The organism is Desulfuromonas sp. DDH964 (genome assembly GCF_001611275.1).
In the GTDB taxonomy this organism is placed as follows: domain Bacteria; phylum Desulfobacterota; class Desulfuromonadia; order Desulfuromonadales; family DDH964; genus DDH964.
Genome location: NZ_CP015080.1, coordinates 2,102,487 through 2,126,711, shown reverse-complemented (window position 1 = coordinate 2,126,711; position 24,225 = coordinate 2,102,487). Strand labels below are relative to the sequence as shown.

Below are 24,225 nucleotides of genomic sequence, written 5' to 3'. Positions count from 1 at the left end.
GCCGTAGTAGCCGGAGTAACCACCCGGCAAAGGGCCGAACACGAGGCGTCGTTTCAGGAGACTCGCGTTTCGATGACGACAAGAGCAGCAGAAGTCCCGGTCGAGATACCGGGAGCCGTCCCGGAGGGCAGCGGCCGGAAGCCGCCAGAGCATGGGAGCGGTGCGTCAAACGTCACGGCAACGAGAGACCCTTCCTGGACGAAAGCGGAAAGGGGGCTGATGGAAGACGTCGTCAGCCGCCCGAACATGATGGCGGCCTTAGAGCGGGTGGAAGCCAACAAGGGCGCCCCCGGCATCGACGAGATGACGACGGGCGAGCTTCGCGGTTTTCTCAAGGAGAAGTGGCCGACCATCAGGGAAGAGTTGCTGAATGGGACGTATCGCCCCCAGCCGGTGCGGAAGGTGGAAATCGAGAAGCCCGACGGGGGAGTGCGCACCCTGGGAATCCCCACGGTGTGCGATCGGCTCATTCAGCAGGCGCTGCATCAGGTGCTGACGCCGCTATTCGATCCGGACTTCTCCGACAGCTCCTACGGGTATCGTCCCGGACGGAGTGCCTGGCAGGCGGTTAGAGCCGCCCGTCGGCATGTGGCCGACGGCAAGCGCTGGGTGGTCGATATCGACCTGGAGAAGTTCTTCGACCGGGTGAACCACGACATCCTCATGTCGCGGGTCGCCCGTAAGGTCGAAGACAAGCGGGTATTGCTGCTCATCCGGCGGTACCTGCAAGCCGGAGTGCTCGAAGGCGGGCTTGTGTCGCAGAGGGTGGAAGGGACGCCGCAGGGTGGTCCCCTCTCACCTCTTCTGTCGAACATCCTGCTCGACGCGTTCGACAAGGAACTGGAGAGGCGCGGTCACGCCTTCTGCCGCTACGCCGACGACTGCAACATTTACGTGCAGACCAGGCGCAGCGGCCAAAGGGTCATGGCCAGTCTCACCCGGTTCCTGGAGGAGCGGCTGGCACTCAAGGTCAACGTCGCCAAAAGCGCCGTCGACCGTCCTTGGAAAAGGGTCTTTCTGGGTTACAGCATGACCTTTCACAAGAAACCCCGCCTCAAAGTGGCGGAGTCGAGAGTGAAGCGGTTCAAGGCCGGACTCAGGAAGGTCTGCCGACGGGGCAGGGGACGCAGTCTCGCTCAGGTCATCAAAGAAATCACCCCGAAGCTACGGGGGTGGGCCTCTTACTTCCGCCTGGCGGAGGTCAAAGGCATCTTCGAAGAACTGGACAAATGGCTGCGGCGGAAGCTGCGCTGCATTCTATGGCGACAGTGGAAGCGCCCCTATACCCGGGCCAAGAGGTTGATGCAGCGGGGATTGCCGGAAGCCCGGGCGTGGAAATCGGCCACGAACGGGCGAGGCCCCTGGTGGAACTCAGGGGCCTCGCACATGAATGAAGCGTATCCGACATCCTTCTTTCGCTACTTGGGGCTGATCCGCTTGACCGATCAGCACCGCCGCTTTCAGAGCGCCTTGTGAACCGCCGTGTACGGAACCGTACGCACGGTGGTGTGGGAGGACGGCGGGGGCGACCCCGCCTCCTACCCGATCCGTGAGCTGGCCCGGCGGTGAAATTTGTCGGTTGACCTTTGCCGTGACGGAGTGTACAAACGTGCCATGGCGCTGAATTTACATGCCTCTCCGCAGTTTTGCCTGCTCACCTCGAAGCACTTTTCTGCGGTCTCCTTCGGCGAAGAGCACCCCTTCAAGGTGCAGCGCTATCGGCTCGCTTACGACCTGATCGAGGAACTCGGACTCGGGAGGGGGCCCACCGTCTCCTGTGTTGAAGCGCCGCTGGCGACTGAGGAGATCCTTGGCAATTTCCACCGCCAGGACTATCTGCAGCGACTGCGGGAGTTCAGCCTCTCCATCACGCCGCGTGCTGATTTCCGCTTTGGTCTTGGCGATGTGGAAAACCCGGTCTTCCCGGAGATGTACGACTGGTCGCGGCTTTGCTGCGGCGCCACCCTGGAAGCGATGCGGCTGGTGGTGGAGGATCGCTTTCGGGCCGCGTTCAATCCGGCCGGTGGCTATCATCATGCCCAGCCCGCGCGCGCTTCCGGCTTCAGCTATCTTAATGATGCGGCAATTGCCATCCGCAGCTACCTGGACCGCGGATTGCGCATCGCGTATCTCGACCTCGATGCCCATCATGGTGACGGCGTACAGCAGGCCTTTTACGATACCGACCGGGTATTGACGATCTCGGTTCACGAAAATGGCAAGGATTTTTACCCGCACACCGGTTTTGCCGACGAACTCGGCGAGGGGGCCGGTTATGGTTATGCGGTCAATATTCCGCTGCTGCGCCATGCCGATGATCTTATCTTCGAACAGGCCCTGACGCGCATGGTCCTGCCGTTGCTGCGCAGCTACCACCCTGATCTTCTGGTGACTCAGGCCGGGGTTGACGGGATGCGAACCGATCCCCTGGCCAGGCTCGAGCTCACCACGCGTTCCTACGAGTTTGCCGCCCGGTCCCTGGCCAGTCTGGGAATTCCCTGGGTGATTCTCGGTGGCGGCGGCTACGACAAGTGCAACGTGGCCCGCTGCTGGGCTCTCTTTTGGGCCGCAGCCTGCGGCATTGAACTGTCCGATTGCCTCCCTCCCGGTTTTCGGGCCCGCGCCAGGAGCCTTGGCTGGCAGGGTGAATCGTTGCGGGATGCCCCGCATCTGGCCCAACCGGGGGATTTTGCCCGTGCCCAGCGCGACCTTGAGCGAGTCCTTGGTTTTCTCGAGCGGCGGCTGGAACCGGTGCATGGTATTTCGCGCAGGAGAGGGGCATGACGCTTCCGGCCGGATCACAACTGCTGGATGAGGCCGGACTGCCGCTCTTTTCCCTGCGGGACATCAACCGGCTCGATCGGGTGGAAAAAGAGAAGATTTACTGCCAGCTGATCCCGGTGCCGTTGCTGGAACGTTTTGATTTTGCCGACAGGCAGCGTCAGGTCCGCTTTATCTGCCCGGAGGGACTTGGCCTGTTGCGGATCGAGGTGCGGCTTCACCCCGATGATGCCGATTGCCTTTTTTTTGTCGAAGTGGCCGATACCCCCTTCGGGCAAATTGAACTTTCCTTTTGCCTGATCAACGATCCTTCGGCACCCCGATTCGATATTGACCGCGACGAGACCGGGCGGGACAATTCCTTCGGCACCCTGCGCAGAAACCTCGGTGCCGAACTCGCTGCCATGAAGGCCGGTCTTTCGCCGCACCAGGTCCGCCGCGGACTGCAGCTCTTCAAACCATTTTTTCACCAGTTCGAGCGTTTTGTTGCCGCGCTTGGCTGCGGCATGATCGTTGCCGAGCCCTTGTCCTACAGCAACGCCATCCGCTACGAGGGGTATGGCTTTGACTACACCACCGGCAAACAGCTGATGCTCTGGATCGATCGTGAATTTCGCCCTGGAGGGATCCTTTTCCAGCGGCTCGACGGATCGAGCCCGTTTCGCCAGCCGGGCATGGAACAGAGCGTGCGCGGCCGGAGCTGGGCCATTCACGATGGTATTCTCGGCAAGCCCTGGGACGGGGTTAAAATCTACAAGGTGCCGGGAGTCGACAGTCGAATCGACACCTTTCCCGGTCGCCGGTACTAACCAAAAAGGAACAGTTTATGCCAGATATCCAGGAAGGCGCACCCATGGGCCGGGGCGATTTTCGCTTCTGGACCCCGCCGGCCGGATTCACCGTCAAGGTCGGGCCGGAAGAACGCCCTGTCGTCCTCCCCGACCTCCCGCTGCCGCTTAAACGCCAGCTTCAGACCGGCGAGGCTCCCGCGGCCGATGCCATCGGTAGCAGCCTCTACGATTATCTGCGTCAATTCCCGGATGGTGCCAACAACCGGCAGTATGCCGAATTGCTCAGGGATGCCTGGCCGCACTATCTCGCTGACCTGGGGGCGATGGCGTTGATGCTCGACCACAAGGAAGTCGACCCGCCCTATGTCAAGCGCAAGATCAATGCGCTGAAGATTCTCGCTCTCCTGGAACCGGAAAACGCCGGACTGCACCAGCAGATCGGCATGGCCTGTTTCCATCTTGCCCTGAATTATCAGGAGATGAGCTCCAGCCGCCAGCATTTGCAGCAGGCCCTCAAGCACCTCCACCTGGCACTGGAACACCGGCCGGGCGATCCCGCCAGCCTCAATCTCCTCGGACAGACCGATTTTTTGCTCGGCGATTATCCGGCCGCGGCTCGTTCCTGGCGCCAGCTCCACGACCACCTCGCCCCTTCCCCGGCGCGGGAGGCGCTGGCCGCCAGGCTGGAGCGGATCACCCGGGCCGGCATGCCGGATCACCCCCTGGTCGAAGAACTGGAAGCAGTCGGTCATGCCCTTGAATTATGCGGCGAGGAGCGCTTTGCCGAGGCCCGTCTCCTTCTCGATCAGCTGGAAGAGCAGGGAGAACTCCCCCGGGAATTGCCGGCGGCCGAATTTTATTATCTTCTCGGCGTCTGCCGGGAACGGACCGGTGAGCCGGCTGGCGCCTTTGACGCCTTCAGCAAGGCGCTGGAGCTCGACTCGGATTACCAGCCGGCCCGGGACGGAATCGAACGGATCCAGGGCGAGAAAGGGGACAAGGCATGATGCACGATCCGCGCGGCGCAGACGTCCTCTTCATTCTATTGATTGCCCTCTTGATCTGGGGCATCCTCCGGCTGGTAAGCCGCGCCCGGGGAGGGGCCGGCAGTCAACAACCGCCGCCGGCCGATTTGCCACCGGTCGCCAGGAAAGACGATCGCCACTGAACCGGTCTCATCGGTTTTGGTCCTGCCTGCTTCGAGCGCTGGAGAGACGATGCCCCGCCTTCTCACCATTTTCTGCCTGCTGTGGCTCCTGATGCCGGTTCCGGCTCCTGCCGGCTCCGAGGCAGACACCGGCTCGGTCGTAACTCTCTGGCCCCTTCTCGATTGGCGCAGCTCACCTTCCACCGACTATGCGGCCCTGCATATACTCGGCCCGATCTTCAAATGGGAGACCAAGGGGGAGGAACGGGAAGTGGCCCTGCGTCCCCTCTTCTACCATGCCGCGAGCTCCCAACAATTTTCAACCGATCTCATTTTCCCGCTGGTTCGGAGCCAGGGCGGGGAGGGGACCTTTTCTTTCAGCCTCCTCAACCTCCTCAACGAAGACCAGATCAATACCGGATCCCCCCAGCGTGAACATTCCTTTACCCTCTTTCCGCTGCTGTTTTACAAAAATTCCCCCGGCCAGGAGACCAGTTTCGCCCTCTTTCCCCTCGGTGGCCGGATCGTCAACCGCTTCAATCGCGATGTTATCCGTTTTGCCCTCTTTCCCCTCTATGGCCAGACCCGCAAGGGGACGACCACGGTTACCAACATCCTCTGGCCCTTTTTCGCCCTAGTGGATGGGGAAAACGAGGCCGGCTTCAAGGCCTGGCCGCTGTTCGGTGTCAGCAGGAAAGCGGAAAGCTATCGCAAGCAGTTCTATCTCTGGCCGCTTATCTTTCATTATGACCTCGACCTGGAGACCGATCATCCACGCCGGATTCGGACTTTCTGGCCCTTCTATGGCAGCGACCAGAGCTCACGGCAAAGGAGCAGGGTCTTCCTTTGGCCCTTTTTTTCCTTTCGGGAAGACCACGAAAAAGGGTATAAGAAGTGGGATTTCCCCTGGCCGATTCTGGGAGTAACGCGGGGGCAGAGTGATTACGGCAACCGGTTCTTCCCCCTGTTCGCCTATGACAGGCACGGCGAGAAGGAAAAACTCTGGCTTCCCTGGCCAATCTACCGCTACGATCGTGTTGATTCCCCGGTCCTGCAACGACGTCAGCACCGGGTCCTCTTTTTTCTCTATCGCGATTTTCAGGAGTCCGATCCCGGCGAAGTGGGAATCCGCTTGCGCCGGGTCACCTTCTGGCCGCTTTTCCGTTATCAGCGCGACCATGGGGTTTCGCACTTCAGTCTGCTTGCCCTGATGGAGCCGTTTTTTCCCAACAGCGACGGAATTGAACGCAACTGGGCGCCACTCTGGCGCGTCTACCAGTGCAAGTGGGATCCTCACGGCAACCGCGTCGATACCTTGCTCTGGAACCTCATCTGGCAGGAACGGCGCCCGGAAAGTGTGGCCATGGAGGTTTTTCCCTTCTTTGCGTTTCGCTCCGCGGCGGGAAATGAGACCGACATTTCTTTACTGAAAGGCCTGATCCGCTATCGTCGCGATCATGCCGCCAAAAAAGTGACTTTTTTCTTTCTCCCCTGGGGAATCTCCTGGGGGCAGGCTCCCTCCGCGGACGCCGGCCGAGGATAAGCCAATTTTCATGCTCGACACCATTGGTCGAAAACTGCTCCGAACCGCCCACGCTACCGGGGAGATGCTCGCCCTGCTGCTGGAGACCCTCTATTTTTTCAAGGATGCCCCGCGCAACTGGCCGACCATCGCCCGGCAGATCAGCAGTGTTGGCCTCGGTACCCTGCCGATCGCGGCGTTGATGGCTCTCTTTATCGGCATGGTGCTGGCCCTGCAGACCGGCGCCGAGCTCGCCATGTACGGCAGCCAGGAAGCGATCGGTGCGATTGTCGGTCTGTCAATGGTCAAGGAACTTGGTCCGGTCATGACCAGCCTGCTGGTGGCCGGCCGGGTCGGTTCCGCGATGGCCGCCGAGGTCGGGGCGATGGAGGTTTACGAGGAAATCGATGCGCTAAAGACTCTGGAAATCAACCCGGTGCGCTTCCTCGCCATGCCGAGGCTGATCGCCTGCCTGGTTGGGGTGCCGATGCTGGTCATATTCACCATCGGCATCGGCATCGCCGGCGGCGGTCTGGTCAGCAGCGTTAACCCGGTGATCAATGTCCCCTTCAGTGTCTATTACGACAACATGGTGCGGGCTCTTGGCTACCAGGACATTCTCAAGGGATTGCTCAAAGCCACCGTCTTTGGCGGCATCATCGCCCAGGTTGGCTGTTATGTCGGCTTTCGCACCAGCGGTGGCGCGCGCGGGATTGGCGAATCGACCACCCGGGCCGTGGTCGTGGCCTTCCTGATGATCTTCGTCGCCAACTATTTCCTCACCCGTTTCATGCTTTAGGTCGATGATGTCCAGGAACCCGGAAGGAAAGAGAGGAGTCAGCGGCAAAGGTCGGCTGTTCAGCCGCCTGGTGCACAGTTTCTCCGGGGCAACTTTTGTCGAGCGTCCTCTCGACAGCCCCTACGAGGCCTCGACCGGGGTTGCGGTCAGGGTCGAACATCTGTTCAAGTCCTTTTCCGGGATGCCGGTACTGCGCGATATCAACCTCGACATCCAGGCCGGCGAGACTTTCTCCATCATTGGCCCGTCCGGAACCGGCAAGAGCGTACTGCTCAAGCATCTTGCCCGGCTGCTACGACCCGATCAGGGGGCGATTCGGATCAGCGGGGTCGACATCCTCTCCGGTCTGCCGCCTGAGGGGGTTGCCGGATATCGCTACAGCATGGTTTTCCAGTCCTCGGCTCTCTTCAACTCGCTGACAGTGGGGGAGAATGTCGGCCTCTGGCTACGGGAAAAGCAGGTCTGCAGCGAGGCCCGGGTGCGACGGATCATTCGCGAAAAGCTGCGGCTGGTCGGCCTGGCCGGGAAGGAAGAGGTGCCGACTTCGGAACTCTCCGGCGGCATGAAGAAGCGGGTAGCGATCGCCCGCTCCCTGGCGATGAACCCGGACCTGATTCTCTACGATGAGCCGACGGCCGAACTCGACCCTGTCACCTCCGACGAACTGGCGCGGGTGATTCAAAACCTGAAGCAGGAAGTCAACCTGACCACCATTATCGTCACCCACGATCTGAACTTTGCCATGTATCTCTCGGACCGCATCGCCATGATCAGCGGCGGTGAAATCATCGAGGTCGGCACGCCCGCTGAAATCAAGGCGAGCCAGAATCCGGTGATTCGCAACTTTATCTACACCACCACCAAGGGGATCAAGGGGGAGGATTGACATGACCCTGACTACCGAACAGAAGGTCGGGCTCTTTTTTCTGGCGGCGCTGGTCGTTCTGGCTGTCATGATCGAATTGGTTGAAGACTGGAGACCCTTCGAGACCCAGGTCAATTACCATACCTTTTTCCGTTCCGCGGTCGGGATCAAGGTCGGTGACCCGGTTCGCCTGGCTGGCGTCGAAGTCGGCCGGATCCGCTCCATCCGCCTCGAAGGTCCGCGGGTCAGGGTCGATTTCTACGTGGTTTCCGGCACCGATATCCGCCAGGACTCCCTGGCATCGATTCGCCAGATGAATCTTTTGGGGGGGCAGTTTCTCGGCCTCGAGTTCGGATCCCCCGCGAGTCCGCAACTCGCCGGTGACGCTGAAATTCCCTCCGTGGAAGGGGCGAATATCGACCAGCTTATCACCCATCTTGACCAGAACCAGGAGCGCGTCTTCGGAACCCTGGGGCACCTAATCGAGGAGAGCCGCACCTCCTTTGTCAATGCGGTCGCCCGGCTCGAAAGCATTGCGGAGAAGATCGACAGCGGCGCCGGAAGCCTGGGCCGCCTGGTCAATGATCCGACCCTCTATGACGAGCTGACGCTGGCGGTTTCTAACGTCAAGCAGGTGGTGGAGCGGCTGGAAAAAGGCGAGGGGAGTCTCGGCCGATTGCTTAACGACCCGACCCTTTATGATCAGGTGAGCCAGGTGGCTGCCAATCTTCAGGAAGTTTCCAGCCGGCTCAGAGCCGGGGAGGGGAGTCTTGGCAAACTCCTGGTCGAGGATCGGTTCTACAACGACGCCAGTGATGCCTTCGCCAGCATTCGGGATATCAGCGGCAAGATCAGTCGTGGCGAGGGGACTCTTGGCAAACTGGTTAACGAAGAAGATGTCTATCGGGATACCCGGGAGGCGATTGCCCGCATCGCCAGTATTGCCGCCAAGATCGATGAGGGGAGTGGCACCCTCGGTCATCTCGTCAACGATGACGATCTCTACCGGGACGCCAAGACGACCTTGCATAAAGTCGAAAAAGCTGCAGACGGTCTCAGTGATTCCGGAACCGTTTCAGCCCTGGGGACCGTGATTGGCACCCTCTTCTAAGCCATTTGGGCCCTGCGAAATGACGGATTGCCCCGTCCCTAGGCCGACAGCAATCCCTGGAGGATTCCCATCTTCGTCCTTGTCTTCTTTGCGCTCTGGTATAACCAATTGAAATAGCAGAAGAAAAAAGATAGTTGTTGAATTTTCATAATTCTTGCATAAGGGAAGGATATCTTGGCAAGAATTTGTGGCTGGTTCCAGACCCGGCATTTTAATCAGGAGGTTATCCCTTGCGCTCCCTCCCTCTATTGTGCGGTATCCTTCTTCTACTGACGGCTTCAGCCTGCAGTGATCTCGCCACCCTGCGCAGCGATCAACCGTTGCTCCCGGTCCGCGACTACGAGCGCATGATCGTCGGGCGCCTTGATGCCGACTATATCGGCAACGACCAGTGTCTGGTGAAATGCCACAAACACGACACCATCGCCAAAAATTTCCAGGCCTCCATTCACGGCGAGCAGATCGAGGCCGGGTCCGGCCTCCCCCTGGTCAACTGTGAGTCCTGCCACGGCCCGGGTAGTCTTGCCGTCGCTCATATCGATGAGAAGCAAAAGTGCGATTTTGACACCCTGCTGAAAATCAAGGAATTACCTGCCCAGGCGCAGTCGCTGATCTGCCTTAAATGCCACTCGGCCTCATCCACCCCGGTTTTGCACTACTGGAACGCCGGCAACCATGCCAACAGCGATGTTTCCTGTTTTGCCTGTCACAAACTGCACCAGGGACCGCAACAAAAGGTCAGCCGTCATGACGTCGCCGAACTCTGTTACAACTGCCATCAGGCGGTGCGGAGTCAGTTCAGCAATGTCTCTCACCATCCGGTTCCCGAGCATAAAATAGGTTGTACCGACTGCCATAATCCGCACGGTACAGCAGGTGAGCATAATCTGCTTGGGGCGACCATCCGCGAGATGTGCACGCGATGCCATATGGAATATCAGGGCCCTTTCGTTTACGAACATGCGGACGTGACGGAGGATTGTACCAACTGCCACAATCCGCACGGAACTCCGAACAATAACCTGTTGCGGGTCGCGCAGCCCTTCCTTTGCATGCAATGCCACGCCGGTCATCAGGAGAAAAACCACCCGACGCTGGTTGATGCTCCGGCCGGGAGCAGTTTCAAGCCGGCTTTCTACAGCCGCTGCACCGATTGCCATTCAGCCATTCACGGTACGGACATTCCTTCCGGAAAAGGGAAGGGGAGTTTCATCGCCCGCTGATCTTCGCTGCCGGTGATAATCTTTGAACTGTTTGGGAGGCGTTTCTGTGAAGGCTAAACTTATCGTTCCCCTGCTCGCCACTGCGCTGCTCCTGCCGGTTGGACCGGTCGCAGCCACGACTACCGCCAAGTTCTCCCTCGGCTACCGGGTTACAGATTCCCAGGATCAACCCAACCGGGCCGCTGAATACTACAAGCTCAAAGACTCCCTGGTTGGCGCCGCCAAAATTTCCGATCTTTCCGGCCGCCGTCACTTCTTTTTTGAAGGGACTTACCTGAACGAAGAGGACTACAGCGGTGAACTCCACTTTGACCAGGCAGGTTTGCTGCGTATCAATCTGTTCGGCGAAAGCGTTTACCACAACCTCGATCACATCCCGTACCCGGCACCTCTGGAAACCGTCAACAGCCCGACCGGCGGCACCCCCCTGTTTCGCGAAGATCTCAACCCCGGGGACGATTATCATCTCGACGTGCATCAATCTTCCGCCCATGTCAGGGGGAAACTGCCCTCTTTTCCCGCTCACATCAACCTCAACTATTGGCGGCTTGACCGCCGTGGGAAAAAGCAGCTGCGATTCCTCGACGAGAGCTGCAACGGCTGTCACCTGCAGAGCCGGAGCCAGGACGTCAACCGGGTGACCGAGGAATTTACCGGCTCCGTCGATGCCCACCTCGGCCCCATCGACCTGATCTTCGAACAGCTGGTCCGTATCTTCCGGGACAAGGAACCGCTCCTGGTCGATGCCTTTGACCAGCACCGCTACCGGACCAGCAACGACGACGCCCTGCTGGTGCATGATGAAAACCCCGACTCCCGGCTGGTCGCCTCGACCGTCAAGGCCCACACCTCGCTCTCCGGCGGACTGAGCGGCGCCGCGGCAGTTACCTTCGGCACCCGGACCAACCAGTCCCGGATCAATACCCTCGGGCCGGTGGAGGCGGAGACCGACTTCATCAAGACCAGCGGGGATGTCACCTACATTCCCGCTCCCAACCTGACCTTCAACCTGCGGTACCGGCTCCTCGACATGAATGCCGGCAATACGGACGTTCAGGTTTTGACCGATCTCACCACGCCGCCCAATACGGCCGGTGCCAATGCCCTGCCGTCCATCGCGGTGCGCGACAGTATCGACCTGACGACCGCGGTCTACAATGCCACCGGTACCTGGCGCCCGAACCGGCAGATCGCCCTCAAGGCCGACCTCCGGCGTGAAGATATCGATCGCAGCAATACCGGGGCCGCAGGTGAAACCGGGATCTGGCTGTTGCCTGAGAAGGAGACGCGGAACCGGTTGCGCCTCAGCGCCTACGTCCACCCCACTGCCGTCAGGGGTTTGAAACTCAACACCTGGTACCAGTATCGGATCTCTGACGATCCTGCCTATGCCACCACCGTAGCCCGGGGGCATGAAGGGTTTGCCGGCCTGACCTGGATGCCGTCCACCGGCTCCTGGGGGCTCTCTCTCAACGGCCAGGTCGCCCGGGCGCGCAACGACGAGCACAGCATCTTCCAACCTTCGGCCACCCCTGGAATTGAAACCGAATATCCGATTCATCGGCGCAGTGAAGACGACAATATCGGCGCCGGCATTTGGTTTACCCCCAAAGATCGCATCCATTGCACCCTGAGCTACGGCTATATCCGGAACCGGATTGTCCAGGACCTGGTTTTCGGTATGGATTCGGCCAACAACCTGGTTGTGCCCGACGACAGTGTGGAATATACCCAGCACGTTCACAGTGCTGTCTTTGCCGCCAATTGGCAAATCGCCCAACGCCTGGCGTTCCTCAGTGAAGGTCACATTTCCTGGTCAAAAGCCCGTTTCAACCCCCAATTCGATCTGCAGATGACCGGTTTCAATCCGGCAGCCGTGAACACGACCGCCTTTACGGTCAACAGCGACGGTCTGCGGGAACTATCAGCTCTTGACACGCGCCAGATGGGTATTCTCGCCGGCCTCGATTGGGAGCCCGTCGATACCTGGACCTGCTCGGCGCGTTACAGCTATGACAAATATCAGGATCAGCTGGGAGACGAATTCGATGGGTCGGCGCAGACGGTGACCCTGTCTGTAGCCAAAGCCTGGTAAATTCAGTGGCGAACGGGTCAACAGGTGAAATGTTATGAAATATTCTAAAAAGCTTCTGCTTCTGCTCCTTGCGCTGTTGCTGTTGCCGGTCATCCCGAGACCGGCCGCAGCCGGGGGCAAGTTTGTCGCGGTCATTATTACCGGAGACCTTCCACGCTATCAGCAAGCCCAGGAAGCCTTCATGAAAATCCTGCGGGCTGGCGGCCTGGATGAAAGCAAGGTCGAAGTTTACACCCAAACTCCCAACCCCGACCCGATTTCCTGGGCCAACAGTATCCGCAAGGCCGTTGGTGTCAATGCCGATCTGATTATCACCTATGGCGCCCCGGCCTCCCTGGTTGCCAAGCGCGAAGCGCGCCGGCTACCGGTTCTTTTCGCGGATGTCTACGATCCGGTGCGTCTTGGTCTCGTCAAGGATCTTGCTGTTCCGGGCGGTGATATCAGCGGAGTCAGCAGTAAAACTCCCGTTGAAACCCTGTTGCGAACCTACGTCGATATTTCCAAGGGGAAACGGATCGGTGCCCTCTTCAGTCCCGACGATCCCGGTGCGGTTCTGCAGGTCGATGATCTCGAAAATGCCGCGACGCATCTGGGGCTGAAAGTCGAGCGCCAGGGGGTTGGCAAGGCAAACACGTTGGGGAAAAGCTGTGAGGATCTCTGTTCTCGGGTCGACGCGCTCTTCGTCGCCGATAGCGCCTTGTTGCAGATGCAACTCCCCGAGATTCTCGCTATCGCCGCCAAAAACAAGCTGCCGGTTCTTTCCCAGATACCAGGGCTCAGCGACCTGGGGGGCCTGATCACCCTCGAAGCCGACCCGACGGAACAGGGACAGCTGGTCGGGGTACATGCACTGCAGATTCTGACCGGGATGCAGAAAGCCCTTGCCCTGCCGGTGCGTACCCCGAAGAAGGTTGCACTGGTGATCAACATGAAGGTCGCCAAGGAACTGAATCTCACCGTCCCGTTCCAGGCCCTGAGCGTAGCAACGCGGGTGGTCAAATAAGCTTCTGTTGAGGCGGCCATGGCGCCGCTTTTATGTTCTTTTCTCGGACGAGGCCCTGGCCTCGTCCTTTTTATTTTAGCGCAGGAGGTAGAGAAGAACGGTAAGCGTTGCTGCACTGAGGAGCGTGGAGACGAAAATGGCGCTCGCCACCAGGTCGGGCCGGGTACCGAAGCGGACGGCGTAAAGGAGGGGGAGGACCGCGGAAGAGGTACTGGTCTGCAGGATCACGACAGCTCGCGGCAGGCCGTGGATGCCGAGCAGAGAGGTGATAACCCAGGCGAGAAGTGGCGCGACAACCAGGCGCAGGCAGGAGGAAAGGGTCAAAAAGAGAGGCTGGACCAGGGTTCTGGTGCGGGCCAGTTGCATGCCGAGAAGCACGAGCATCAGGGGGATGGCGGCCTGGCCGAGGAGCTCAAACGGGCGCAACAGTGTAGTGGGGAGGTCCCAGCCGAGAGCTTTTATGAAGATCGCCAGCAGCACCCCATGAAAGATCGGGATACGCAGGGTATTGGCCAAGGCAGCGCCAATGGGAGCCTTGCTCCCCTGAGCGATGACGATGGCGATGGTGCCGAGGGGAAGGTTGAACATCACGAAGGTTAGGACCGAGACGGTCAGGCCCTGGTCGCCGAAGGCGAAGTAGGCGAGGGGGAGGCCGTAGTTGCCGACATTCATGACGACGGTGGTCAGGGCCAGGGCGCTACGGGTGTCGCCGTCAAAATGGAGCAGGCGGGAGACGACCGTGCTCAGGATCCACAGGGCTGCAGTGTAGATGAGCATGAAGAAAAAAAGATTCCCGGCCAGTTCCAGATGGAGTTCCTGGCGCATCAGGGAAGAAAAAACCAGGGCCGGGGTGAAGAGATAGAGGGAACAGTCGGTGAGAGTTTTGAAGTCCGGCCGGGCGACTTTTTCGAGGGTGAAGCCGGCCAGGATGATGAGAAAAACCGGCAGAATGACCTGAACGAAGAGCATCTCTCCCCCAAAGAATGAATTGGCGAAAATCTATCACGGCCCGAATAGGACAGCAATGGGTCATTGTCATGAGCTGGAGCCAGCTATCCTTGGGCACAGGCCAGGGGGCCGGACCGGAGGCGGCGAAAGGCCGGGCGTGATTCCCGTTGACAGCCGTGGATTGGCCTGATTTAATAGCCTCCCGGCGAGCGGCACTGCCGGTTCGCAATTATCAACCGCCCAGGGAGGAGCGCATGAATCCGCTGGCTCAAGAGCTCAACGAACAGATTGCCAAACAGAACCCTTACGTCCTGGAGATGCTTTCGGACCTCGGCAAGAACCTCTTCTTCCCCAAGGGGATTCTGACCCAGTCGGCCGAGGCCAAGGACAAGGCCCACAAGTTCAACGCCACCATCGGCATCGCCACCGAAAAGGGCGGCCCGATGTACCTGCAGTGCATCCACGAAAAACTCTCCGCCTTCGACCCCAAGGATATCTACCCCTACGCGCCGCCGGCCGGGAAACCGGAACTGCGCAGCCTCTGGCGGGAGAAGATGCTGCGCGAGAACCCGAGCATGGCCGGCAAGCACTTCTCCAACCCGGTGGTGACCAACGCCCTGACTCATGGTCTTTCGATCGTCGGCGACATGTTTGTCGGCACCGGTGACCACATCGTCCTCCCCGACATGCTGTGGGGGAACTACAACCTGACCTTCGGCACCTGCAACGGCGGTATCATCAAGAAGCATCCGACCTTCACCGTCGCCGGTGGCTACGACGTCGAGGCTTTCAAGGCGGTGCTGAAAAACAGTGCTGCCGAGAAGGGGAAGGCAGTGGTCCTGCTCAACTTCCCGAACAACCCGAGCGGTTACACGCCGACCGTCGCCGAAGGGGATGCCCTGGTGGCAGCAATCCTCGAAGTTGCGCAAAGCGGCAGTAATATTGTCGCGGTGACCGACGATGCCTACTTCGGCCTCTTCTACGAAGACTGCATGAAGGAATCGCTCTTCGGCAAGCTCGCCAATCTCCATCCGCGGATTCTCGCTGTCAAGCTGGACGGTGCCACCAAGGAGGAGTTCGTCTGGGGTTTCCGTACCGGCTTCATCACTTTCGCCGACGGCAACCAGGGGGAGAGCGCGCAGGTGCTCGCCGCCCTCGAGAAGAAGACCATGGGGATCATCCGCGCCAAGATCTCCAACTGTCCGCACCCCTCGCAGACCTTCGTCATCGAGGCGCTGCGCTCTACCCAGTTCCTGGCCCAGAAGGAAGAAAAATTCCAGGTCATGAAGGGGCGCGCCCTGAAAACGAAGCAGGTTCTCGACAGCGGCAAATACGACAGTGCCTGGAGTTACTACCCCTTCAACTCCGGTTATTTCATGTGTCTGAAGCTGAAGAGCGTCGATGCCGAGCAGTTGCGGGTTCATCTGCTCGACAAGTATGGCGTCGGTACGATCTCCATCGGCAAGACCGACCTGCGTATCGCCTTCTCCTGCATCGCCGAAAACGATATCCAGGAACTTTTCGATATCATCTTCCAGGCGGCCAAAGATCTCGCCTGACCGGGAAGCTCTCAGTGGATCAAAAACGGCCCGCCATTCCCGGCGGGCCGTTTTTCGTGCTGACAGAGAATCGAAGCCGCCTTGGTAGTGTTGATTGAAAGGTGTTTTAAATTATTGGGATAAGTTCCAGGACCTTAGAGAATTGGTTAACTCCGTGGAGTGGTTTCGGGCGAGACCAGGAACAGGGCAATTCGTCCAAATAATCTGCCGCACCGATAATGCCCCTGGGTTGTGCTAGATTTATCCCATGGACGAATTCGAACGCCTTCTTGCCACACCGCCCATTCCCGAGGCCCTTCTTCCAATTCCCGCAGCTGCCGAAGCCTTCCTGGTGGGAGGGGCTCTGCGCAATGCCCGGCTCCACCTTTCGGTGACCGATTTTGATTTTGCCACTCCCTTCGATCCTACCGAGCTCGCCCGGTCCTTCGCCAGGAGGTGCGGCGGCCGCTGGTTTCTCCTCGACAGGGAACGCAACCAGTCTCGGGTGAGTTGGACAGGACCTGACGGAGCGGTTCTCACCTTCGATTTTGCCCCTTTTCGCGCCGCCGACCTCGATGGCGACCTGCGCGACCGCGACTTTACCGTCAACGCCATCGCCATCAGCCTTGCTGATCATCGTTGTTACGACCCCCTGCAGGGGGAGGAAGCGATTGCCCGGCGGGAACTGCAGCTTTGCGCCGACTATGCCTTTCGCGCCGATCCTCTGCGCCTCCTGCGATTGGTTCGGCTGGCGACGACCCTCGACTTCAGCGTGGAAACGAGGACCTGGCAGCGGGCGGCCGCCGAGGCGGGTCTGCTTGCCGGGGTGGCCGCAGAACGAAGGGGGGACGAACTGGTACGCCTGGTCAACGATACCAGCGTCGCCAGAGGGGTGGAACTCCTCGGCGAGATCGGCGCCATTCCCTTTCTCTTTGGGCCAGGACGCCAGGATTCCAGCAGCTTTTTCACCAAGTCCGTTGACGGACTGCGGCGCCTCAATACCTTTATCGACTGGCTCGGCAGTCATTCTCCCCAGGTTTCCGCGGTGCTGTTTCAACCTGTCAGTCGTTCGCTGCTGCGCCTTGGTCGTCTGCGCCTTGCCCTTGTTCTCGGGGCGGGTAATCATGATCCCGTTTCAGCCGAGGCCCTGCTCGCCCTTGGCCAGGAGAACCTTCGCGCCCTGCAAATTCTCTGTCCGCTCTCAGAGTCAGGGTTTTCAGCACCTCCACCCACAGGTCTTGGCCAGCGTGCCCTCGCGCGCTGGGCCGACCAGTATCCTTTCCCTGTCGATCAACTGCTGCTTGCGTCTGCTCTGGCGCCGACCTTGACGGACAGGGAAGCGATCCTCGACGCTCTTGATGCCTACCTTGAACTGCGATCTTCAGATCGAATTCCCGATCTTGTCGACGGCCACTGGATTGCCTCCTGCTTTGGCCTGCAGCCCGGGCCGCAACTAGGTGAACTGGTGGCCAGGTTGCGCCAGGAAGAGCTGGAAGGGCGCGTCCGCAAGCCGGATGAAGCGAGGAAGTTTCTGATTTTATTAAAGGAAAAAACCGTTGACAAAAAAAAGGGGGGAGCCCTATAATCGCCCCCACATTGAGCGGGAATAACTCAGTGGTAGAGTGTCAGCTTCCCAAGCTGAAGGTCGCGGGTTCGAATCCCGTTTCCCGCTCCAGAAAACCACAACGGAACCCTGCGGGGTTCCGTTTTTCTTTGGTGCGCCAGGCATGGCGCGTAGCGCCTTGACTGGCGCTGTCTGATTCACTGTGGTGGTGAATCAGTGACTTGGGGGTGCAAGTCCCCTGCGGACCCTGATGGCGGGAACCGCTAGCCGGACGGCAAGGGTGTCCATCGCGAGGTGGAATCTGAAGGAAGCCGCAGGCAAAATCCCGGTCCGACGAACAGAAACCGCATGAGGCAGTCTCATCCGGGCGAGAAGGCCAATATCTTCAAAGCCCGATAGCCATCCGGGAGGGTGGGGCTGTAGATGCGGCGGGTAGATGGGAGGAAGGTCACGCGCATTACCCTGGGAGATCTGTCGGTCTGCCTCGTGCTACCGTCACCGTAAGGTGTCGGGACGGGCCGGCAGAAGTCAGCAGAGGCCGTAGTAGCCGGAGTAACCACCCGGCAAAGGGCCGAACACGAGGCGTCGTTTCAGGAGACTCGCGTTTCGATGACGACAAGAGCAGCAGAAGTCCCGGTCGAGATACCGGGAGCCGTCCCGGAGGGCAGCGGCCGGAAGCCGCCAGAGCATGGGAGCGGTGCGTCAAACGTCACGGCAACGAGAGACCCTTCCTGGACGAAAGCGGAACGGGGGCTGATGGAAGACGTCGTCAGCCGCCCGAACATGATGGCGGCCCTTGAACGAGTGGAAGCCAACAAGGGCGCCCCCGGCATCGACGAGATGACGACGGGCGAGCTACGCGGCTTTCTCAAGGAGAAGTGGCCGACCATCAGGGAAGAGTTGCTGAATGGGACGTATCGCCCCCAGCCGGTGCGGAAGGTGGAAATCGAGAAGCCCGACGGGGGCGTGCGCACCCTGGGAATCCCCACGGTGTGCGATCGGCTCATTCAGCAGGCGCTGCATCAGGTGCTGACGCCGCTATTCGATCCGGACTTCTCCGACAGCTCCTACGGGTATCGTCCCGGACGGAGTGCCTGGCAGGCGGTTAGAGCCGCCCGTCGGCATGTGGCCGACGGCAAGCGCTGGGTGGTCGATATCGACCTGGAGAAGTTCTTCGACCGGGTGAACCACGACATCCTCATGTCGCGGGTCGCCCGTAAGGTCGAAGACAAGCGGGTATTGCTGCTCATCCGGCGGTACCTGCAAGCCGGAGTGCTCGAAGGCGGGCTTGTGTCGCAGAGGGTGGAAGGGACGCCGCAGGGTGGTCCCCTCTCACCTCTTCTGTCGAACATCCTGCTCGACGCGTTCGACAAGGAACTGGAGAGGCGCGGTCACGCCTTCTGCCGCTACGCCGACGACTGCAACATTTACGTGCAGACCAGGCGCAGCGGCCAAAGGGTCATGGCCAGTCTCACCCGGTTCCTGGAGGAGCGGCTGGCACTCAAGGTCAACGTCGCCAAAAGCGCCGTCGACCGTCCTTGGAAAAGGGTCTTTCTGGGTTACAGCATGACCTTTCACAAGAAACCCCGCCTCAAAGTGGCGGAGTCGAGAGTGAAGCGGTTCAAGGCCGGACTCAGGAAGGTCTGCCGACGGGGCAGGGGACGCAGTCTCGCTCAGGTCATCAAAGAAATCACCCCGAAGCTACGGGGGTGGGCCTCTTACTTCCGCCTGGCGGAGGTCAAAGGCATCTTCGAAGAACTGGACAAATGGCTGCGGCGGAAGCTGCGCTGCATTCTATGGCGACAGTGGAAGCGCCCCTATACCCGGGCCAAGAGGTTGATGCAGCGGGGATTGCCGGAAGCCCGGGCGTGGAAATCGGCCACGAACGGGCGAGGCCCCTGGTGGAACTCAGGGGCCTCGCACATGAATGAAGCGTATCCGACATCCTTCTTTCGCTACTTGGGGCTGATCCGCTTGACCGATCAGCACCGCCGCTTTCAGAGCGCCTTGTGAACCGCCGTGTACGGAACCGTACGCACGGTGGTGTGGGAGGACGGCGGGGGCGACCCCGCCTCCTACCCGATTTCTGACCTGCCAATCTCAGTATGACTTGTCTTTTTCGAATCCGGATGGACCGTTATAAATAGCTGTCAGGGGGAGGTGGTCGGAAGCGAGTCGCGCCAGGTGGGTTTTGACAACCCGTTTTTCCAGCAAGCGCTCCGGCGGATCGGCAAAGATATGGTCGAGGCTGAACAGCGGCCAGCGCGACGGAAAGGTTGCGGGAGAGTGAATCTGCTGAAAATGGCGTTGCAGCCAACGCCGCGGCCGCCCCCCAATAAACCATTCGTTGAAATCCCCCATCAGAATCAGTGGCGCCCGTTCGACGGCTGACAAACAATCAATCAATTGAAGTACCTGCCCACGGCGCTCGCTGGCACGCAGGCCAAGGTGGGTCACCGCGACCTGTAGCCTTTCACCGTGCCAATCGAGGTGAACAATCAGCAGGCCCCGGGGTTCTCGCCCCCTGGTGATACTGATATCGTAACGCTCCACCTTGAGAACCGGCAGCCGGGTCAACAATGCATTGCCATAATCCCCGGTTGTCCGCTGCATGGTCGGCCCGGCGACCACTTCCATACCGGTCAGGGCATGCAGAACCTGAAGATCATTCCCGGCCGGGTGGATGTGGTTGTCGACTTCCTGCAGGCCGATTAGATCGGGCCGCAGCTGCCCGATGACCTCTGCCGTCCGCCGCAGGTTTCGTTGGCCATCCAGCCCAACCCCCATGTGGATGTTCCAGGTTGCCAGTCGCAACTGATTTTCATCCATCCTGCCCCTCGTTTTTTCGTGCCAGCCAACGCTTGCCGCCCCACAGAATCAGAGCCGCAGCGCAGAGGGCGATGATGGCCAGGGCCACGGTCCCGCCGTGCGGGTTACGCAGCGCCCGCTCCAGCCCCTCCTCGAAAACCATGATCGCCAGAATTCCGGGACACATGCCAATGGTGGTGCCGATCAGGAAGGAGCGGGCGGAGATATGCGATGCGCCGGCAACCATGTTGACGATGGTAAAGGGCGCGATCGGCACGACACGAACCAGAGCGACGGCCAGCCAGCCCCGCCGGGCTAGCTTGCGGCTGAGCCGGTTCACTCTTTCTCCGCCCAGCTTGCTCACCACATCCCGTCCCAGCCAGTGCCCCATCAGGTAGCTCGCCAGTCCCCCCAGAATACTGCCGGAAATCGCGAGGCCAAAACCTGTAATGGAGCCGAAGCTGAGAGCCGTGGCAAGGATAAGCAGGTTGATCGGAAACATCAGGCAACTGCCGACCACGTAAATGGCAAGCACGATCGGAATGGTCATCGAGCTTTCGCGAACGGCGTCCGCTGCCGCGAGGAGGTTATCGAGAGACAGCCAATCTTTCAGCGGCGACCAGCGCCAGAGGATCGCCAATAGGATAGCGCTAGTGATGAAAGCGAAAAACCGCCAGGCCTTGCTTCGAATGTCACCGGCTTTCGCGTCCGATTGCTGAGAGGTCCCGGTTCCGAAGAGATCGAACAGCTGGTCGACACTGCCGGGGCGTTCCGGATCGAACATAACGTCTGCCCGAAGGTTTTCCAGCAGTGCCTCGTCGTCGGAAGTTGGCAGTATCTTCAGCGAGCGTCGTTCATTCCCCAGGTTTTGAATGGTCGCCAGTAGAGAACCGTTCCTGGCGAGATGATCAGCAACAACCTTCCGCTCCGTCCCCAGGTGCTCCGCGAGGAGCCGGTTGCGAAATCGAGCGATCGTCTCGGCGATGGCTTTTTGTCCATCGGCCGCCAACGCCAGATTGCACTCGGTGTCAAAGCCCATGGAGCGGTTGCTCAGGTTTGCGGAGCCGATGGTCAGGAGGGTGTCGTCGACAATCAGGAGCTTGCTGTGGACTATGATGACATCCGTGGTCAGGCCGGCCCGCTCCGGATAACAGACCCTGAGCCGGCCATTCCGGTCGGCGGCAAGCAGGCGCTTTTGTATTCCTTGCCGCAGGGCTCCCATGGTTTCTTCTTCCAGCCAGCCGGGACATTTGCGGGGGAGCACCAGGAGAATCTCCGGCCCTTCTGTCTGGCGCAGAGACTTTTCCAGGGCCTCGCAGATGGCATGGGAACTGAGGTACTGATTTTCCATGTAGATGAAAGACTCTGCCCGGGCTATTGCGTCCAGGTAAAACGCTTCGATCTCACGAACTTCGGCCCGACCATCGTGTTTCGGTTCGGTCCTGAGGATGGCGAGGCGCACCTCCCTGTGGTCGGGTGAGATATCTTCCGGCCAGGGGTCGTGTTTCTGCTCTGCCGGTTCGGCGAGCCGTACTCCGGTTGCACGATCCCAGCGGTGCCGGGCGATTCTCCCGAGTTCCTTGGCCGTTTCTCCATCGACCAGCATCTGGACGTCGTGTACCGGTCCATAGCTCGCCCCCTGTTCCGTCCGTTCCGGGTGGTTTGGCAGATGCTCGGAAGTATCCCAGCGAAAGCTGGCGAGGTCGAAACCACCGACAAAGGCTACCAGATCGTCGATGACGACAATCTTCTGGTGATGACAGGCGCCGACCGGATGATTGTCATCGAACTCGAAATGCACCCGCTCATGACTCATCCAGCCCAGACTCAGCCATGACAGGGTCTCCCGCTCCAGGGAGTAAAACATGGCAAAGTCCCACTCGAGGATATAGATGTGAAGCTCGGGATGTTCCCGCACCAGGCGCTCAACGAACTGACCCAGAGTCTCCGGAACGTCCTTCTTCCCCCGTCGCAGCCGCGTCCGGCTGTCGACATCCCAGCCAAGGATATAGATGGCCTGACGGGCAGATTCGCAAGCGTCAGCGACAGCTCGATAGTAGTCTTCGCCATCGACAAGGAAAGCAATGCGCTGGCTGCTCGCCAACCGATAACAATTTTTCCCTTCACGAAAATGCATATTTCATCTCAGTTTCCGGTTTTATTGAGTCCACATATCAACAGTCGGACTGCCTGCCGGCACCGTTGGAGGTGAAGGAAGGGAAGGGGGAGATCGTTCGCCCCTAATCTGCCAGGGGCGTCAGCAGTACCCCTCGATTATACAGGATTCCATAAATCGTCAGAAATTCTGGCCGGGGACTTTTCCAAGCCAACGTATTAGGGAAGGATTCGCGACTTTTTCTATCGCGAAACCATGCCGGGACTTGTCTGGTATCACTTAGAGCGGCAATGGAAAAAAGAGTGATCCAATTGGCAGACCAGCGTGGAAAAGCAAATGATGGCCCTTGGTGGCTGGCTGGTCATGGCGACGCCTCCCACGCTGAGCCAGATGGTATCGATTTACATTTTCACCTTCCTAATCGGCAGCGGTGATCTGCGCCACTCCATCGCTGGTAGCGTCCAGATATTTACCGCCTACCTGATCAGTGATCATTTCCTGCCGTCCCGGGTCGCTGCTTTACTTTGTTTCACCATCTTCGGCAACCTGGTTGGCGGGAGCATCTTTGTCGCCCTGCTGAATTACGGTCACATTCGCGAGACGCAGCAAAGCTCCACCGTTTAATGTATGAAAAGGGCAGTGGTCCCCGCTTCTGATCCCTGCGGAGTGTGCAGTCGCAACAGGCTTTCAGGCAGTTTGCGGAATTTTTTGCGGCCGACGCACGGCACCTGGCTTCCTAACAACCGAGGCCCCGGCGGGTTGTTCAATTTTCCCGATAATGATAAAGTAAAGTTAACTGAAATGGTCATCGATTCCTTTGGAAGATCGGAGATTCGCCTTCCAGGCAATCGATTCTCTGCTTTTGCCAATGTATTGTCCCTGGAGGGAGAAAGGATAGTAAAATGACCAAACAATACCATGACAGGTTTTCAAAAGCGGTTGAAGAACTCCCCGAAAAGAATGCTTTCATCTGCCACACCTGTGACACGAAGTATTCTGACAAAGAAGCGAAGAGCAAGATGATGAGCTGTTGCGGCAGGACCCTCACCGAACTTCTCCGTGAGAGCGTCGGGCCGTAGTTTTAATTCTCCGCAGAACCGGTGGTCGCTATAGTGAACGCCATATGAAGATCTGGGCCAGGGATAGGCGGTATCCCTGGCCCATTTATGTTTGGAGCAATGGCGCGGGATGAGGCTTGATTCACCCCGGTGCGATGATACTTCCTCGATTATCGACTGATCCACCTGCGGCGACCTGGCAGCTGCCCCCTCCTGACGTTACAGGAACCTATTCCAGCAAAAAGCGACTGACCTTTCGGGCCATCTTTTTTATTGAAAAAATCGGTCAGGGATACCAGTGGTGGCAATTTGTGAGAAAATCGTCAGGACCTGCCGGTATGATGTCCCCATATCATTCAATTTACGTTATGGCCGGCGACATGCACGGCAGGTGGAGCCTGTGAAAACTACCGTCCTGATTCTGTCTTTCAGTCTTCTGCTCGGCGCCTGGTTGCCCCCGGGCGCAGCTATTGCCAGTGACGAGGCTGCGGCGCTCCAATCTGCGACAGCTTTCCTGGCGCTGCTCGATCAAGGCGATATCGCTGCCGCTTTCGACGCGACCAGTACCTACCACCGCAGCTCCCAGCAGCGGGAGCGGTGGGTAGCCAGTATCGGCACGCAAAGGTCCTTTTACGGCCCCTTGGTCAACCGGGTGGCGAGCAAAACCGTCTTCAAAGACTCCTATCCCAAAAATCCCGATGGTGACTACGTCGTAATCGTCTTTCAGTCCTCCTTTACCCACAAGCGGCAGACCACCGAGATCGTTGCCGTTACGGCGGATGCCAATGGGCAATGGCGGGTGAGCGATTACATCTGCAACTGATCCTTCCCCAGGGCCGCCTCTCCTGAGTGACGA

20 protein-coding genes and 1 tRNA gene are annotated in these 24,225 nt (G+C 59.3%); 18 read left to right on the top strand and 3 right to left on the bottom strand.

Annotated elements, in window-relative coordinates:
• Nucleotides 1-72 precede the first annotated feature (72 nt).
• From ltrA (DBW_RS09730) to DBW_RS09680, 12 genes are all read left to right on the top strand, one after another.
• Nucleotides 73-1,476 (top strand): group II intron reverse transcriptase/maturase, encoded by a 1,404-nt coding sequence (gene ltrA, locus DBW_RS09730; protein WP_066727275.1) that lies wholly within the window; start codon nucleotides 73-75, stop codon nucleotides 1,474-1,476.
• Between the two features lie 138 nt (nucleotides 1,477-1,614).
• Entirely contained in the window at nucleotides 1,615-2,784 is a 1,170-nt protein-coding gene (locus DBW_RS09725) for an acetoin utilization protein AcuC (protein WP_066727294.1), read from the top strand.
• Nucleotides 2,781-3,590 carry a hypothetical protein gene (locus DBW_RS09720; protein ID WP_066727293.1) on the top strand — a complete coding sequence of 270 codons (810 nt, stop codon included), beginning with the start codon at nucleotides 2,781-2,783 and terminating at the stop codon, nucleotides 3,588-3,590. Before DBW_RS09725 ends, DBW_RS09720 begins: the two co-directional genes overlap by 4 nt.
• A 17-nt stretch (nucleotides 3,591-3,607) precedes the next feature.
• On the top strand, nucleotides 3,608-4,579 hold the full coding sequence (locus tag DBW_RS09715; RefSeq protein ID WP_066727292.1) for a tetratricopeptide repeat protein: 972 nt from the start codon (nucleotides 3,608-3,610) through the stop codon (nucleotides 4,577-4,579).
• The gene (locus tag DBW_RS18530) at nucleotides 4,576-4,740 is read left to right on the top strand and encodes a hypothetical protein (RefSeq protein WP_157471859.1); all 165 of its coding nucleotides are present in this window, start codon (nucleotides 4,576-4,578) and stop codon (nucleotides 4,738-4,740) included. The genes DBW_RS09715 and DBW_RS18530 overlap by 4 nt, the downstream gene beginning before the upstream one ends.
• A 49-nt stretch (nucleotides 4,741-4,789) precedes the next feature.
• A complete protein-coding gene (locus DBW_RS09710; protein WP_066727291.1) occupies nucleotides 4,790-6,262 on the top strand; it encodes a hypothetical protein in 1,473 nt (490 codons plus the stop codon).
• A 10-nt stretch (nucleotides 6,263-6,272) separates the two neighbouring features.
• Nucleotides 6,273-7,040: an MlaE family ABC transporter permease gene (locus DBW_RS09705; protein WP_157471858.1), complete on the top strand. Its 768-nt coding sequence runs from the start codon at nucleotides 6,273-6,275 to the stop codon at nucleotides 7,038-7,040.
• 7 nt (nucleotides 7,041-7,047) lie between these two features.
• The gene (locus DBW_RS09700) at nucleotides 7,048-7,926 is read left to right on the top strand and encodes an ABC transporter ATP-binding protein (RefSeq protein WP_066727289.1); all 879 of its coding nucleotides are present in this window, start codon (nucleotides 7,048-7,050) and stop codon (nucleotides 7,924-7,926) included.
• Nucleotide 7,927: 1 nt separating this feature from the next.
• A complete protein-coding gene (locus tag DBW_RS09695) occupies nucleotides 7,928-9,016 on the top strand; it encodes an MlaD family protein (protein WP_066727288.1) in 1,089 nt (362 codons plus the stop codon).
• A gap of 230 nt (nucleotides 9,017-9,246) precedes the next feature.
• Nucleotides 9,247-10,239: a DmsE family decaheme c-type cytochrome gene (locus DBW_RS09690; protein ID WP_066727286.1), complete on the top strand. Its 993-nt coding sequence runs from the start codon at nucleotides 9,247-9,249 to the stop codon at nucleotides 10,237-10,239.
• A 46-nt stretch (nucleotides 10,240-10,285) separates the two neighbouring features.
• Nucleotides 10,286-12,334 (top strand): hypothetical protein, encoded by a 2,049-nt coding sequence (locus tag DBW_RS09685; RefSeq protein WP_066727285.1) that lies wholly within the window; start codon nucleotides 10,286-10,288, stop codon nucleotides 12,332-12,334.
• Nucleotides 12,335-12,368: 34 nt separating this feature from the next.
• Nucleotides 12,369-13,337, top strand: coding sequence for an ABC transporter substrate-binding protein (locus DBW_RS09680; protein ID WP_066727283.1), 969 nt, complete (start codon nucleotides 12,369-12,371; stop codon nucleotides 13,335-13,337).
• 75 nt (nucleotides 13,338-13,412) lie between these two features.
• On the opposite strand, the gene DBW_RS09675 is transcribed toward DBW_RS09680, so the two are convergent.
• Nucleotides 13,413-14,306, bottom strand: a complete 894-nt coding sequence (locus tag DBW_RS09675) for an AEC family transporter (RefSeq protein WP_066727280.1) — start codon at nucleotides 14,304-14,306, stop codon at nucleotides 13,413-13,415.
• A gap of 233 nt (nucleotides 14,307-14,539) precedes the next feature.
• Between DBW_RS09675 and DBW_RS09670 the strand changes: the two genes are divergently transcribed.
• The 4 genes from DBW_RS09670 (at nucleotide 14,540) to ltrA (DBW_RS09655) (ending at nucleotide 19,400) form a co-directional block, all read left to right on the top strand.
• Nucleotides 14,540-15,844 (top strand): aminotransferase class I/II-fold pyridoxal phosphate-dependent enzyme, encoded by a 1,305-nt coding sequence (locus DBW_RS09670; RefSeq protein WP_066727278.1) that lies wholly within the window; start codon nucleotides 14,540-14,542, stop codon nucleotides 15,842-15,844.
• Between the two features lie 247 nt (nucleotides 15,845-16,091).
• Nucleotides 16,092-17,408, top strand: a complete 1,317-nt coding sequence (locus tag DBW_RS09665) for a hypothetical protein (RefSeq protein WP_066727276.1) — start codon at nucleotides 16,092-16,094, stop codon at nucleotides 17,406-17,408.
• Nucleotides 17,409-17,423: 15 nt separating this feature from the next.
• Nucleotides 17,424-17,498, top strand: a tRNA-Gly gene (locus tag DBW_RS09660).
• A 498-nt stretch (nucleotides 17,499-17,996) separates the two neighbouring features.
• Nucleotides 17,997-19,400: a group II intron reverse transcriptase/maturase gene (gene ltrA, locus DBW_RS09655; protein WP_066727275.1), complete on the top strand. Its 1,404-nt coding sequence runs from the start codon at nucleotides 17,997-17,999 to the stop codon at nucleotides 19,398-19,400.
• 87 nt (nucleotides 19,401-19,487) lie between these two features.
• Here ltrA (DBW_RS09655) and DBW_RS09650 read toward each other — a convergent pair whose 3' ends face one another.
• Both DBW_RS09650 and DBW_RS09645 read right to left on the bottom strand, forming a co-directional pair.
• Entirely contained in the window at nucleotides 19,488-20,216 is a 729-nt protein-coding gene (locus DBW_RS09650) for an endonuclease/exonuclease/phosphatase family protein (protein WP_066727274.1), read from the bottom strand.
• Nucleotides 20,209-22,332, bottom strand: coding sequence for a VTT domain-containing protein (locus tag DBW_RS09645; protein WP_066727273.1), 2,124 nt, complete (start codon nucleotides 22,330-22,332; stop codon nucleotides 20,209-20,211). The genes DBW_RS09650 and DBW_RS09645 overlap by 8 nt, the downstream gene beginning before the upstream one ends.
• Nucleotides 22,333-22,647: 315 nt before the next feature.
• On the opposite strand from DBW_RS09645, the gene DBW_RS09640 reads away from it, so the two are divergent.
• Complete coding sequence (locus DBW_RS09640) at nucleotides 22,648-22,935, top strand: formate/nitrite transporter family protein (RefSeq protein ID WP_066727270.1); 288 nt, start codon at nucleotides 22,648-22,650, stop codon at nucleotides 22,933-22,935.
• Between the two features lie 834 nt (nucleotides 22,936-23,769).
• Nucleotides 23,770-24,192: a DUF4019 domain-containing protein gene (locus tag DBW_RS09635; RefSeq protein WP_066727268.1), complete on the top strand. Its 423-nt coding sequence runs from the start codon at nucleotides 23,770-23,772 to the stop codon at nucleotides 24,190-24,192.
• Nucleotides 24,193-24,225 lie beyond the last annotated feature (33 nt).

Coding starts and splice junctions, on each gene's coding strand:
- DBW_RS09695 (WP_066727288.1), top strand. CDS start 7,928: ATGACCCTGACTACCGAACAGAAGGTCGGGCTCTTTTTTCTGGCGGCG.
- DBW_RS09715 (WP_066727292.1), top strand. CDS start 3,608: ATGCCAGATATCCAGGAAGGCGCACCCATGGGCCGGGGCGATTTTCGC.
- DBW_RS09720 (WP_066727293.1), top strand. CDS start 2,781: ATGACGCTTCCGGCCGGATCACAACTGCTGGATGAGGCCGGACTGCCG.
- DBW_RS09650 (WP_066727274.1), bottom strand. CDS start 20,216: ATGGATGAAAATCAGTTGCGACTGGCAACCTGGAACATCCACATGGGG.
- DBW_RS18530 (WP_157471859.1), top strand. CDS start 4,576: ATGATGCACGATCCGCGCGGCGCAGACGTCCTCTTCATTCTATTGATT.
- DBW_RS09705 (WP_157471858.1), top strand. CDS start 6,273: ATGCTCGACACCATTGGTCGAAAACTGCTCCGAACCGCCCACGCTACC.
- DBW_RS09680 (WP_066727283.1), top strand. CDS start 12,369: ATGAAATATTCTAAAAAGCTTCTGCTTCTGCTCCTTGCGCTGTTGCTG.
- DBW_RS09725 (WP_066727294.1), top strand. CDS start 1,615: ATGGCGCTGAATTTACATGCCTCTCCGCAGTTTTGCCTGCTCACCTCG.
- ltrA (WP_066727275.1), top strand. CDS start 17,997: ATGACGACAAGAGCAGCAGAAGTCCCGGTCGAGATACCGGGAGCCGTC.
- DBW_RS09645 (WP_066727273.1), bottom strand. CDS start 22,332: ATGCATTTTCGTGAAGGGAAAAATTGTTATCGGTTGGCGAGCAGCCAG.
- DBW_RS09710 (WP_066727291.1), top strand. CDS start 4,790: ATGCCCCGCCTTCTCACCATTTTCTGCCTGCTGTGGCTCCTGATGCCG.
- DBW_RS09700 (WP_066727289.1), top strand. CDS start 7,048: ATGTCCAGGAACCCGGAAGGAAAGAGAGGAGTCAGCGGCAAAGGTCGG.
- DBW_RS09675 (WP_066727280.1), bottom strand. CDS start 14,306: ATGCTCTTCGTTCAGGTCATTCTGCCGGTTTTTCTCATCATCCTGGCC.
- DBW_RS09670 (WP_066727278.1), top strand. CDS start 14,540: ATGAATCCGCTGGCTCAAGAGCTCAACGAACAGATTGCCAAACAGAAC.
- DBW_RS09665 (WP_066727276.1), top strand. CDS start 16,092: ATGGACGAATTCGAACGCCTTCTTGCCACACCGCCCATTCCCGAGGCC.
- ltrA (WP_066727275.1), top strand. CDS start 73: ATGACGACAAGAGCAGCAGAAGTCCCGGTCGAGATACCGGGAGCCGTC.
- DBW_RS09640 (WP_066727270.1), top strand. CDS start 22,648: ATGATGGCCCTTGGTGGCTGGCTGGTCATGGCGACGCCTCCCACGCTG.